Origin of the sequence: Ruegeria sp. HKCCD4884 (assembly GCF_013110855.1) — a bacterium.
GTDB lineage: Bacteria > Pseudomonadota > Alphaproteobacteria > Rhodobacterales > Rhodobacteraceae > Ruegeria.
Map to the genome: position 1 here is coordinate 167,479 of NZ_WVRJ01000010.1, position 13,519 is coordinate 180,997.

Annotated in this window: 10 protein-coding genes; 7 read left to right on the forward strand and 3 right to left on the reverse strand. The window is 56.3% G+C overall.

Translation table 11 applies throughout. The annotated features are described in order from the left end of the window. Positions 1-30: 30 nt before the first annotated feature. On the forward strand, positions 31-4,272 hold the full coding sequence (gene rpoC / locus GS636_RS15785; RefSeq protein ID WP_171236018.1) for a DNA-directed RNA polymerase subunit beta': 4,242 nt from the start codon (positions 31-33) through the stop codon (positions 4,270-4,272). 185 nt (positions 4,273-4,457) lie between these two features. On the opposite strand, the gene GS636_RS15790 is transcribed toward rpoC, so the two are convergent. Then, positions 4,458-6,158, reverse strand: a complete 1,701-nt coding sequence (locus GS636_RS15790; RefSeq protein ID WP_216602928.1) for a sulfatase-like hydrolase/transferase — start codon at positions 6,156-6,158, stop codon at positions 4,458-4,460. Between the two features lie 485 nt (positions 6,159-6,643). Between GS636_RS15790 and GS636_RS15795 the strand changes: the two genes are divergently transcribed. Both GS636_RS15795 and GS636_RS15800 read left to right on the forward strand, forming a co-directional pair. After that, complete coding sequence (locus tag GS636_RS15795; protein ID WP_171670546.1) at positions 6,644-7,126, forward strand: hypothetical protein; 483 nt, start codon at positions 6,644-6,646, stop codon at positions 7,124-7,126. Positions 7,127-7,212: 86 nt separating this feature from the next. Beyond that, positions 7,213-8,082, forward strand: coding sequence for a DMT family transporter (locus GS636_RS15800; RefSeq protein WP_171670548.1), 870 nt, complete (start codon positions 7,213-7,215; stop codon positions 8,080-8,082). Here the strand turns inward: GS636_RS15800 and GS636_RS15805 are convergent. Together GS636_RS15805 and GS636_RS15810 are read right to left on the reverse strand one after the other, a co-directional pair. After that, positions 8,067-8,873 (reverse strand): glycosyltransferase, encoded by an 807-nt coding sequence (locus GS636_RS15805; protein WP_171670551.1) that lies wholly within the window; start codon positions 8,871-8,873, stop codon positions 8,067-8,069. The two genes, GS636_RS15800 and GS636_RS15805, sit on opposite strands and share 16 nt — an antisense overlap. Before the next feature lie 4 nt (positions 8,874-8,877). Next, the gene (locus GS636_RS15810) at positions 8,878-9,684 is read right to left on the reverse strand and encodes a putative rhamnosyl transferase (RefSeq protein ID WP_171670553.1); all 807 of its coding nucleotides are present in this window, start codon (positions 9,682-9,684) and stop codon (positions 8,878-8,880) included. Positions 9,685-10,074: 390 nt separating this feature from the next. Here GS636_RS15810 and rpsL point away from each other — a divergent pair, with 390 nt between their 5' ends. The 4 genes from rpsL to GS636_RS15830 form a co-directional block, all read left to right on the forward strand. Then, positions 10,075-10,446, forward strand: a complete 372-nt coding sequence (gene rpsL / locus GS636_RS15815) for a 30S ribosomal protein S12 (protein WP_005621086.1) — start codon at positions 10,075-10,077, stop codon at positions 10,444-10,446. Positions 10,447-10,461: 15 nt separating this feature from the next. Then, a complete protein-coding gene (gene rpsG / locus GS636_RS15820; RefSeq protein ID WP_010441203.1) occupies positions 10,462-10,932 on the forward strand; it encodes a 30S ribosomal protein S7 in 471 nt (156 codons plus the stop codon). A gap of 18 nt (positions 10,933-10,950) precedes the next feature. After that, a complete protein-coding gene (gene fusA, locus GS636_RS15825; RefSeq protein ID WP_171096025.1) occupies positions 10,951-13,068 on the forward strand; it encodes an elongation factor G in 2,118 nt (705 codons plus the stop codon). 60 nt (positions 13,069-13,128) lie between these two features. After that, positions 13,129-13,519 (forward strand): GTP-binding protein (locus tag GS636_RS15830; RefSeq protein WP_171670556.1); only part of this gene is annotated, 391 nt, incomplete at its 3' end.

A 13,519-nucleotide genomic window follows, 5' to 3' on the forward strand; every position in this document is an offset into this window, starting at 1 on the left:
TCCCCCCTTCCGCAAGATTTGAGGTAACAAATGAACCAGGAAATCACCAACAACCCGTTCAACCCGCTGACGCCCCCGAAGGTCTTCGACGAGATCAAGGTCTCGCTGGCGTCGCCCGAGCGGATCTTGTCTTGGTCTTATGGCGAGATCAAGAAACCCGAAACCATCAACTACCGGACGTTCAAGCCTGAACGTGACGGCCTGTTCTGCGCGCGTATCTTTGGCCCGATCAAAGACTACGAATGCCTGTGCGGCAAATATAAGCGGATGAAGTATCGCGGCGTTGTCTGCGAAAAGTGCGGTGTGGAAGTCACCCTGCAGAAAGTGCGTCGTGAGCGTATGGGCCACATCGAACTGGCCGCGCCCGTCGCACATATCTGGTTCCTGAAATCGCTGCCGTCTCGCATCGGTCTGATGCTGGACATGACGCTGCGCGATCTGGAACGCGTTCTGTACTTTGAAAACTACGTCGTCATCGAACCCGGTCTGACTGACCTGACCTACGGCCAGATGCTGACTGAAGAAGAGTACATGGATGCGCAGGATGCTTATGGCATGGACGCCTTCACGGCGAATATCGGTGCTGAAGCCATCCGTGAGATGCTGGCCCAGATCGATCTGGAAGCCGAAGCCGAGCAGCTGCGCGCTGACCTGGCCGAAGCAACCGGAGAGCTGAAGCCCAAGAAGATCATCAAGCGTCTGAAGGTTGTTGAATCCTTCCTCGAGTCGGGCAACCGGCCCGAGTGGATGGTGATGACTGTGATCCCGGTTATTCCGCCGGAACTGCGTCCGCTGGTTCCGCTGGATGGTGGCCGTTTTGCGACTTCGGATCTGAACGATCTGTATCGCCGCGTCATCAACCGGAACAACCGTCTGAAGCGTCTGATTGAACTGCGCGCACCTGACATCATCGTCCGCAACGAAAAGCGGATGCTTCAGGAATCCGTTGACGCTCTGTTCGACAACGGCCGTCGTGGCCGCGTGATCACCGGCGCCAACAAGCGTCCGCTGAAATCGCTGTCGGACATGCTGAAAGGCAAGCAGGGCCGCTTCCGTCAGAACCTTTTGGGTAAACGCGTCGACTTCTCGGGCCGTTCGGTCATCGTGACCGGTCCGGAACTCAAGCTGCACCAGTGTGGTCTGCCCAAGAAGATGGCGCTGGAACTGTTCAAGCCGTTCATCTACTCACGCCTTGAAGCCAAGGGTCTGTCTTCGACCGTGAAACAGGCGAAGAAACTGGTCGAGAAAGAGCGTCCCGAAGTGTGGGATATCCTCGACGAGGTGATCCGCGAACACCCTGTCATGCTGAACCGTGCGCCGACGCTGCACCGTCTTGGCATTCAGGCGTTCGAGCCGGTCCTGATCGAAGGTAAAGCCATTCAGCTGCACCCGCTGGTCTGTTCGGCCTTTAACGCTGACTTCGACGGGGACCAAATGGCCGTTCACGTCCCGCTGAGCCTTGAGGCGCAGCTGGAAGCCCGTGTTCTGATGATGTCGACGAACAACGTTCTGTCGCCTGCAAACGGCGCACCGATCATCGTTCCGTCGCAGGATATGATCCTGGGTCTGTACTATGTGACCCTGGAACGTGAAGGCATGCCGGGCGAAGGCAAGGTCTTTGGCTCGATCGAAGAAGTTCAGCACGCGCTGGACGCGGGTGAGGTGCATCTGCACTCGAAAATCACCGCGCGGATCACGCAGATCGACGACGAAGGCAACGAAGTTCAGAAGCGCTATGAAACCACTCCGGGCCGTCTGCGTCTGGGTGCCTTGCTGCCGATGAACAACAAAGCGCCGTTCGAGCTGGTCAACCGTCTGCTGCGGAAGAAAGAAGTGCAGCAGGTGATCGACACCGTCTACCGTTACTGCGGTCAGAAAGAGTCGGTTATCTTCTGTGACCAGATCATGTCGATGGGCTTCAAAGAAGCGTTCAAGGCTGGCATCTCGTTTGGTAAGGACGACATGGTCATTCCGGGTGACAAGTGGGGCATCGTTGATGACACCCGCGGTCAGGTGAAAGACTTTGAACAGCAGTACATGGACGGCCTGATTACTCAGGGTGAAAAGTACAACAAAGTTGTCGATGCCTGGTCGAAGTGTAACGATCGCGTCACCGAGGCTATGATGTCGACGATCTCGTCGTCGGATCGGGCAGAGGACGGCTCGGAACAGGAACCGAACTCGGTCTACATGATGGCCCACTCGGGTGCGCGTGGCTCGGTCACTCAGATGAAACAGCTGGGCGGTATGCGCGGTCTGATGGCCAAGCCGAACGGTGACATCATCGAAACGCCGATCATCTCGAACTTTAAAGAAGGTCTGACCGTTCTCGAGTACTTCAACTCGACCCACGGTGCCCGTAAGGGTCTGTCGGATACCGCTCTGAAGACGGCGAACTCGGGTTACCTGACTCGTCGTCTGGTGGACGTGGCACAAGACTGTATCGTTCGTGAGATCGACTGTGGCACCGAGCGTGCGATCACTGCCGAAGCAGCCGTGAACGACGGTGAGGTTGTCGCCTCGCTGGCCGAACGTGTGCTGGGCCGTGTCGCTGCTGACGATGTTCTGCGTCCGGGCACAGATGAGGTGATCGTCGCAGCAGGTCAGCTGATCGACGAACGTATGGCCGACACCATCGACGAAGCCGGTGTTCAGTCGATGCGCATCCGTTCGCCTCTGACCTGTGAGTCCGAAGAAGGCGTCTGTGCAACCTGCTACGGTCGTGACCTTGCGCGTGGTACCATGGTGAACACCGGTGAAGCTGTTGGCATCATTGCCGCCCAGTCGATCGGTGAACCCGGTACACAGCTGACCATGCGGACCTTCCACATCGGTGGTGTTGCGCAAGGTGGTCAGCAGTCGTTCCAGGAAGCCAACCAGGAAGGTGTTGTCGCGTTCGAGAACCCGCAGATCCTGGTCAATGCCGCAGGCGAAAGCTTGGTCATGGGCCGGAACATGAAGCTGGTAATCAACGATGAACATGGCGAAGAGCGTGCCAGCTTCAAGCTGGGCTACGGCTCCAAGCTGTTCGTCAAAGACGGTACCAAAGTAGCCCGTGGCGACAAGCTATTCGAATGGGATCCCTACACTCTGCCGATCATCGCCGAGAAAGCCGGTACCGCGAAATACGTTGATCTGGTTTCGGGCCTTGCTGTCCGCGACGAGACTGACGAAGCAACTGGCATGACCCAGAAGATCGTGATCGACTGGCGCGCGGCCCCCAAAGGCAGCGACCTCAAGCCGGAGATCATTCTGGTCGGTGAAGATGGCGAGCCGGTCCGCAACGACGCGGGCAACCCGGTTCACTATCCGATGTCGGTCGATGCGATTCTGTCGGTCGAAGACGGCCAGAAGATCGAAGCTGGTGACGTTGTTGCGCGTATCCCGCGTGAAGGTGCCAAGACCAAGGACATCACCGGTGGTCTGCCGCGTGTGGCCGAACTGTTCGAAGCGCGTCGTCCGAAAGATCACGCGATCATCGCTGAAGCCGATGGTTACGTGCGCTTTGGCCGCGACTACAAGAACAAGCGTCGCATCAGCATCGAACCGGCGGACGAGTCCATGGAGACCATCGAGTACATGGTGCCCAAGGGCAAGCACATCCCGGTCGCCGAAGGGGACTTCATCCAGAAGGGTGAATACCTGATGGACGGTAACCCGGCTCCGCATGACATCCTGTCCATCATGGGTGTCGAAGCGCTGGCGGATTACATGATCGACGAGGTGCAGGACGTCTATCGTCTGCAGGGCGTGAAGATCAACGACAAGCACATCGAGGTCATCGTGCGCCAGATGCTGCAGAAGTGGGAGATCCTGGATTCAGGCGACACCACCCTGCTGAAAGGCGAGCATGTCGATAAGCAGGAGTTCGATGCAGCCAACGAGAAGACCCTCTCGCGTGGGGGTCGTCCGGCACAGGGCGAGCCGATCCTGTTGGGGATCACCAAAGCCTCGCTGCAGACACGTTCGTTCATCTCGGCGGCGTCGTTCCAGGAAACCACCCGCGTGCTGACCGAAGCTTCGGTTCAGGGCAAGAAGGACAAGCTGGTTGGCCTGAAAGAGAACGTCATCGTTGGTCGTCTGATCCCTGCCGGTACCGGTGGAGCAACTCAGGCTGTCCGCCACATCGCGCAGTCGCGTGACAACGTGGTCATCGAAGCCCGCCGGGAAGAGGCCGAAGCCGCCGCTGCTCTGGCTGCACCGACCTTCGACGACGACATGGTTGGCGATGAGCTGGACGTTCTGGTGGAAACACCGGAAAGCCGCGAGTAAGCTCGACAGCATAAATTTGAAAAAGGCCCTGCAAAACGCGGGGCCTTTCTTTTGTGGAAGACTGTCAAGTGCCAGCTCAATATTGTTAGTGCTCGATCTGCCATCTAGTGGCTGTTTTGAGCCCAAAGCAGAAGCCCAATGATTTGAACCTGCGCCAATTGTTCATTTAAAGCCGAACGCCACATTTAATCGAAATCCAACCCTACATCTCCGCTCGGGTCGAAGGGAAGATTTGGCAATTGCTCAATGAAGTCCAACAATCCGAAAGGCAGATTATTTAGTGCTTCGGGCGGATTGCTTAGCGCCACTGTCTCAGGCCTTGCGTTTTCAATCCCGGTGTAGGCGGGGCCATAGGCACGGGGCAAGTGAGGATATCTTGCGATCCACTGCTCGTGCCGTGCTCGCATACGACGGAAAGGCTCCTTGAAGTGGAAACCGCCAACAACAATCGGATTAACCTCGCGGTGGTCATTCAAAAGGTCGAAAACTGAAGTAATACCAGCGGACGCTTGTGAGGGGTCAGATGATATCCAGTGCATCTTGTAGTGATCTTTCACACTCGCTCCGAGGTTTGGACCGGAATAGATCATCACGCTATCTCGACGGCTGAAACTGTCGCCATTGATCAACAAAGAGGTTTGATCGACGCCATCAATCACACGGTCTTTAGGAACGAATTCTAACGCGCCTCCAATGCGCGCAAATGTCGTGAATAGGTCCGTGACATGGATGATGTCTCCGACTATCTGCCCTTCCTCGATCATCCCAGGCCACCAAGCTTGAGCAGCAACGCGGACGCCGCCTTCAAGAAAGTCACCCTTGCCACCTCGGAACGGCCCTTCCCCAAGCCCTGCTCCAGCGGGAGGATTATGGGTCATCGGGCCGTTGTCTGACATAGCGATTACAAGCGTGTTCTCAGCAATGCCCAACTCATTGAGAAGCGAAATTAACCGTCCGACGTCCGGATCAAGGTATTTGTGATAAGCCTCTCCGACCAGACCACGTTGCAATGTTTCCTTGTTGGGATCTGGCAAAAAGCTGATCCACATCGGCCACCATGCAGCATAGAATGGGTTTCCTTCTTCGGCGTTTCTTCGAATGAAATCGAACGTTCGATCCCGCGCTTCGGCGTCAAATGCGCGGTAGCACTCGTTTGTCGTGCCGCACCATTCTCGCGTGGGCCCACCCTTTGTGCCTTCGACGTAAAAGACATAGCCATCCTGAAGAAACTCTTTGTCTTTTTGATACGGGTTCTCGGGCAGCAGCTCGGTTTTCAACCCTACAACTGCGTTGGCGGCCTCGGCTTCTATGTTCCAAAGGCTCGTTGACTGGTTATAGAGCGCTGTGAACGCTTCGTCGTATCCTTGGTTGTGCGGATAGGCCTCTTCGATATCGCCAAGGTGCGTTTTGCCAAAAAATCCAGTCGCATATCCGGCATCGCTCAAGACTTCCGCAATCGTAATACTCTCAGCCGCAATTCCTTCGTATTCTACTGGGAAACCGACCGAAAACATGCTGGAACGCACAGCATATTGACCCGTCCAAGCTGCGGCCCTTGTAGGTGTACATGCGGGCTCGGTGTACATGCGCGTGAACAGCATGCCCTCTTCGGCCATCTGATTGAGGTTCGGCGTCTCGTATCCACGGATTTGTTGCATGGCTGGGATGCCGACTGCGCCAAGGGGCTGGTCGTCCCACATTAAGTGGATGAGGTTGGGAGGAGAACCGTATTTCTCCCTCAACTCGGCGAGCTTTGCGTCAAGTTGTTGGTCTTCTACCTGCCACACTGAGCCGTTTTGAGCTTCCAGAATGAAGTACTCCGCATCGTTGACAATTCTTTGGTCCTGAGCGGTGACTTGCGACGCATATCCAAGTGCGAGCGCCAATCCCAACTTCCATGTGAGGGGCTTGCTGCATGTCTCTGATTGCACCTTCACCTCTACCTCCACTTGCCTGGGCAACTCTCTAGTCGACTGGAAAACAACTCCATGCATACATCAAGTTAAATTGATGTGACACTTAATCCCATCCTACTGGAATTGATGCAATGTGCATTTAGCCCGCGTTGCAGCCATAGATCGTTCGCACGTCAATTTCATTCGTTTGCATCGTACGCGGCGGAGTTAGGATCAAAACAGTGCCGTTAACCGGCCTGTGTAGGCCTTTTGTTTTTCCTGCCTGTCAGGATTCAAAAAACCAAGTTCCGATTTCGGTTAGCCCAGGTCAAAGTGCGCGCGGTTCATGTTACTGTCGCAGGACAGCACGACATTTTGATCCAACCCAGCCTTTGTGCACGATGGCTCGTTCTTGCGGTCATACAATCTCTAGTTTAGCTCTGGCTTGAGATTTTAATTTGATTTTGAATTGGCTCATGGGCACAGAAAACAACTCTTTCGAAGATCGCGTTGCGCGGATCAAACAGCGCTCGGATGAGAACGCAAGGAATGCACCTCGGCCCAGAACCGAGAGCATCTGGCAACGTTTGGCCTATCCCGGTGCGTTTTTGGGGGCCTTTTTGCTGGGAATCTGTGCCGTGTTTCTGACCCGTTACATTCAATATCAATCCGTTGGTATTCCGGTTCAGCGGCAAGTTGATACGCAGGATTTCGTCAGCCTCGGACTTGCGGGCGGGGCTTGCATCATGGTGATGCTTTTTCTGAAAGGTAAACTGCGAGAGTTCGCAGGCGCGCTTACGGTTGGCGCGTTGCTGACGACGTTTACCTTTCACAACCTTGTTTGGAAGTACCCAGATTTTTTTGAGCAGACCTACGGAAAAGATTGGGTGGATTTCGTCAAAGATACAACCGAGCCGTCCAGTTTAAATCTGTTTGGGACCATTGTCCCCTTCGGCTGACATCCGGCTGACGGCAAAAGCGATATTGACATCCAAGGCTATAGTTTGGCCAATACCGGCGTTTGCCAGCCCGGAGCCCAGCCAACATGACCCCGAATACCAAAGGTGCCTTGCTGATGATGGGCAGCATGGCCGCGTTTACCCTGAACGATACGCTGGTGAAGATCGCGCTGCAGGAGCTGCCCCTTTTTCAGTTGGTGGCTTTAAGGGGTGCCTTGGCTGTTGTTCTGGTCTATCTGCTGGCCCGTTCGCTTGGGGCTCTGCATCTGAATTTTTCGCGGCACGACAAATGGCTTGTTGCGTTACGCAGCTTGACTGAACTGGCGGCCACGTTCTTTTTCCTGACGGCGTTGAAGAACATGCCGCTTGCTAACGTAACTGCCATTCTACAAGCGCTGCCGCTGACTGTAACGCTGGGTGCCGCGTTGGTATTCTCGGAACAGGTGGGCTGGCGGCGCACCCTGGCGATTGTGGTGGGATTCATAGGCATGGTGTTGATCGTCCGGCCGGGCCCGGACGGCTTCAGCATCTATTCTGTCTACGCGCTGATCGCCGTGGCATCGATAACGGTGCGGGATCTCGTCACCCGTCGTATGTCTGCCGACGTGCCGTCGATGGTTGTGACATTGGCAACCTCAGGCTCTATCGCAATTGCTGCGGCGGTTGCCTCGGTGTTTGAATGGTGGGTTCCGGTTTCGGCCGCAGCGGGATCATTGGTCGCCGCCGCTGCTATTTTTGTGCTGATGGGCTACCTGTTCAGCGTCATGGTCATGCGTCAGGGCGATGTTGGCTTTGTTGCGCCGTTTCGGTATTCCAGCCTGCTTTGGGCGCTGGGGCTGGGTTGGGTCGTATTTGATGAATGGCCCGACACGGTGACAATGCTGGGTGCTGCGTTGATTGTCGGTGCTGGTTTGTTCACCTTGTTCCGCGAGCGTGCCCGTCAAGGCACAGAGTGAACCCGCCTGACATGGCTCTGATCAATGGCGAAGCGTGATTGAAACTCGGCCTCCTGAAGCTGCGAAAGGGGGCCGAGTTCGACATCCGTGCTTCTGGTTCTGGGAGAGTCATTGAACCGATTCAAGCCGCGGACCCACATCGGGTTATCAGGACGCGTAATCACAGGCATGGCCCGATTGATCCTGTTGTGGCTAAAGTTCATGATCGATTTGCGGTTGCCGCCTTGCACAAACATTCCAAGTCCAGCTGTCATCAACGGACGATGTACGCGCTTGGCTTGAATGCCCCCAGCATCTGCGCGCGCCAGGTAGCCACAGTTGAAATCAATCGCAACCATGGCTCGGTTTTGAAACAGCCCGGCGTTGTCAATTACAGTTCCACGCAGACGTTCGATGAAATCCACGGCCACCGCATCATCGTCATCATAACGAAATTGCAGGCAGGGCAGGTCGAGGTTTTGGCGCGCGGCATTCATAACCTCTTGCATGACCTTTCTGTGCCGGCCCGGAGATCTGGCGGCGATTTGCACCTGTTTCAGGTCGGCGGTCAGATCATGCAAGCGATCAAAGGCGGGTTTGGGCAAGCACTCACCAACAACGATCAGAAGATGAAAGTCTTGGTCGGTTTGCTGTTTCAGTCCGGGCAGGGCGATGGTTTCAAACAACCGGAATCGTTCGTCCAGCCGTTCAGATTGATACAGAAACTGCCGCCGTTCTTCGACAGTGGCGTGCATGGTCTGAAACCCACCAATGGCGGGATAAGAAAACCGGCAAAGACCGAGGACCTGCATCCGCTCAACCCCGCACAGGTGTAGTTTCGAACTCTTTAGGGTGGATCGCGAAACGTGTCCGCAAATCTTCCGCCTGTTCTGGTGTAAGCGGCAACAGCTCACGCGTGTCCTTGCGGGCATGGTCCGAGTCGTTGAACCCGTGCAGCATACGCACCCACATGGGCGCGTCCGGGTAGCTGACCACCGGCATGAACCGCGCCAGTCTGTTGTGCAAACGGTCAAAGATTGTCTGTTTACTTCCGCCCCGAACATACATACCCAAGCCGACCCCCAACAGCGACCGATAGACCTGCGCAACGTGCAACTCATTTTTGTCACGCCGGGCGACGTAACCGTGGTTGTAGTCGATCGCGACTGACTCGCTTTGCTGCATTAGCCCTGCGTTTTCGCGCGTTGCAGAGCGGAGCTTTTCTATGAAGTCGACCGAGACCGCGTCATCGTCGTCATGCCGAAACTGAAGGCAGGGTTTATGCGGGTCTGTTCTGGCGGTGTTCAGAACCTCCCGCATCACTCGCTTGTGATCTGCGGGTTCCTTCTCAATGATGCGGACCTGTTTGACCCCGGCGGTCAGATCGCGCAGCCGTTGCGAATAAGGCGGCGGCAGGCATGTCCCTGTTAAAACCAGCAGCTCAAAACGTTCATCCGTTTGGGCGCGAAAACCGGGCAGGGTAACGGTTTCAAACAAGCGAAAGCGTTCTTCCATTCTGTCGGGTGCATAGAGAAACTGCCTTTGCTCCTCGATTGTCTTGTGGCTCAGCCGAAAGCCGCCAATCGCGGGATAGGAAAAACGGCACAGGCCAATCACTTGCATCTGTCGTCCATCGGCTGGTAGTCAGCGCAACTATGCCCCCGCTGTACACCGGTCGCAACAGGGATGAGGTTGCCTTTTGGGGCAATGTGTTAAGTCCAAAACCCCAGCAGGTCGCGGTTGTCGGGATAGTGCTGTTGACACTTGGGCCGACTCCCCCTATTACGCGCGTCATCTCGGTGCCGGGGGCCGCCCCGTAGCCGATTCCAGTAATGAGCTGGTCAAGGCCCGGACAATTTTACAGTTCGCGCCCTCTGAGAAACAACCGCGACGTTCACCTCGGAATGGGAACGCTCGTGGGTTTTGCGCTTGTGGACGCACGAACGCAGCGAATTTAGCCGCACGCAACGCGCGTGCATGTCATGTGTGTTGCAAAACGGGGAAAGAACCGGAATGCCAACTATTCAACAGCTGATCCGCAAACCGCGGCAGCCCAAAGTAAAACGCTCGAAGTCCATGCACCTGGAGCAGTGCCCGCAGAAGCGCGGCGTCTGCACCCGCGTGTACACCACCACACCGAAGAAGCCGAACTCGGCTATGCGTAAGGTTGCCAAGGTGCGCCTGACCAACGGGTTCGAGGTCATCTCTTACATCCCCGGTGAAAGCCACAACCTGCAGGAACACTCGGTTGTTCTGATCCGTGGCGGCCGTGTGAAAGACCTTCCCGGTGTGCGTTACCACATCCTGCGCGGTGTTCTGGATACTCAGGGCGTCAAAGACCGTAAGCAACGTCGTTCGAAATACGGCGCGAAGCGTCCCAAGTAAGAAGGAGAGGCTGATATGTCACGTCGTCACGCCGCCGAAAAACGCGAAGTCCTGCCTGACGCCAAATTTGGCGACAAGGTATTGACCAAATTCATGAACAACCTGATGATCGACGGCAAGAAGTCGGTCGCAGAGCGCATCGTTTACAACGCGTTTGACCGCGTTGAGAACAAGGTAAAGCGCGCTCCTGTCGAAGTGTTCCACGAAGCACTCGACAACATCAAACCGTCGGTCGAGGTTCGCTCGCGCCGGGTTGGTGGTGCAACCTATCAGGTTCCGGTCGAAGTGCGCCCCGAGCGCCGCGAAGCACTGGCCATCCGTTGGCTGATCACTGCTGCGCGTGGCCGCAACGAAAACACCATGGAAGAACGCCTCGCCGGTGAACTGCTGGACGCTGTACAGTCCCGCGGTACTGCCGTGAAGAAGCGCGAAGACACCCACAAGATGGCCGAGGCGAACAAAGCCTTCAGCCACTACCGTTGGTAATTCAGAGGCTTATCAAAAATGGCACGCGAATATCCGCTCGAACTGTACCGTAACTTCGGTATCATGGCGCACATCGACGCAGGTAAGACCACCTGCTCGGAGCGTATCCTGTATTACACTGGTAAATCCCACAACATCGGTGAGGTGCACGATGGTGCAGCCACCATGGACTGGATGGAGCAGGAGCAGGAACGCGGCATCACCATCACATCGGCTGCGACCACCACCTTCTGGGAACGCACCGAAGACGGTCAGACCGCCGATACCCCCAAGCACCGCCTGAACATCATCGACACCCCCGGCCACGTTGACTTCACCATCGAAGTTGAACGTTCGCTGGCGGTTCTCGACGGTGCCGTTTGCGTTCTGGACGCAAACGCCGGTGTTGAGCCCCAGACCGAAACCGTGTGGCGTCAGGCTGACCGCTACAAGGTTCCGCGTATGGTTTTCGTCAACAAAATGGACAAGATCGGCGCGGACTTCTTCAACTGCGTTCGCATGATCGAAGACCGCACCGGCGCACGCGCTGTTCCGGTTGGTATTCCGATCGGCGCCGAGTCCGAGCTGGAAGGTCTGATCGACCTGGTCACCATGGAAGAGTGGCTGTGGCAGGGCGAAGATCTGGGCGCAAGCTGGATCAAAGCTCCGATCCGCGACAGCCTGAAAGACATGGCTGACGAATGGCGCGGCAAGATGATCGAAGCGGCCGTCGAAATGGACGACGACGCGATGATGGAATACCTGGAAGGCAATGAGCCCGACGTTCCGACCCTGCGCGCCCTGCTGCGCAAAGGCACCCTGGACATCGCGTTTGTTCCGGTTCTGGGTGGTTCTGCGTTCAAGAACAAAGGTGTTCAGCCGCTGCTCAACGCTGTGATCGACTATCTGCCCAGCCCGCTGGACGTTGTTGATTACATGGGCTTTAAGCCCGGCGACGAGGAGGAAGTTCGTGACATCGCGCGTCGTGCCGATGACGCAATGGCGTTCTCGGGTCTGGCGTTCAAAATCATGAACGACCCCTTTGTTGGCTCGTTGACCTTTACCCGGATCTACTCGGGCACCATGAACAAGGGTGACTCGATCCTGAACTCGACCAAAGGTAAGAAAGAGCGCATCGGTCGTATGATGATGATGCACTCGAACAACCGGGAAGAGATCGAAGAAGCGTTTGCAGGCGACATCATCGCGCTGGCGGGTCTGAAAGACACCACCACCGGTGACACCCTGTGTGATGCGAAGGATCCGGTGGTTCTGGAAACCATGACCTTCCCCGATCCGGTGATCGAGATCGCGGTTGAGCCCAAAACCAAGGGCGACCAGGAAAAGATGTCTCAGGGTCTGGCCCGTCTGGCCGCCGAAGACCCGTCCTTCCGTGTGGAAACTGATCTGGAATCGGGTCAGACCATCATGAAAGGCATGGGCGAACTTCACCTGGACATTCTGGTTGACCGTCTGAAGCGCGAGTTCAAGGTTGAAGCGAATATCGGCGCACCGCAGGTGGCCTATCGTGAAACCATCTCGATGCCGGTCGAGCACACCTACACCCACAAGAAACAGTCGGGTGGTTCGGGTCAGTTCGGTGAGGTCAAGCTCGAGATCACTCCGACCGAGCCGGGCGAAGGTTATTCGTTCGAAAGCCGCATCGTTGGTGGTGCCGTTCCGAAGGAATACATCCCGGGTGTCGAAAAAGGCATCCAGTCGGTTATGGACAGCGGCCCGCTGGCTGGCTTCCCCGTGATCGACTTCAAGGTCGCCCTGCTGGACGGTAAGTTCCACGACGTTGACTCGAGCGTTCTGGCGTTCGAAATCGCGGCCCGTATGTGTATGCGTGAAGGCATGCGCAAAGCTGGCGCGAAACTGCTGGAACCGATCATGAAGGTCGAAGTGATCACCCCGGAAGAATACACCGGCGGTATCATCGGCGACCTGACCTCGCGTCGTGGCCAGGTGTCTGGTCAGGAACCGCGCGGCAACGCAATCGCGATCGACGCGTTCGTTCCGCTGGCGAACATGTTCGGCTACATCAACACTCTGCGTTCGATGTCGTCGGGCCGTGCCCAGTTCACCATGCAGTTCGACCACTACGATCCGGTTCCGCAGAACATCTCGGACGAGATCCAAGCGAAATACGCATAAGCGAAGATTTGAGGGAGCTCCGGTCAGGGGCTCCCTTCATTACCGAAAAAGGAGGCCATCATGGCAAAGGAAAAGTTTGAGCGTACAAAACCGCACGTCAACATCGGCACGATTGGCCACGTTGACCACGGCAAGACCACGCTGACCGCAGCAATCACCAAGTATTTCGGTGACTTCAAAGCGTATGACCAGATTGACGGTGCGCCGGAAGAAAAAGCGCGCGGCATCACCATCTCGACCGCCCACGTGGAATACGAGACCGACAACCGCCACTATGCGCACGTTGACTGCCCCGGCCACGCCGACTACGTCAAGAACATGATCACTGGTGCTGCCCAGATGGACGGCGCGATCCTGGTTGTGAACGCAGCAGACGGCCCGATGCCGCAGACGCGTGAGCACATCCTGCTGGGCCGCCAGGTTGGCATCCCGAAGATGGTCGTGTTCATGA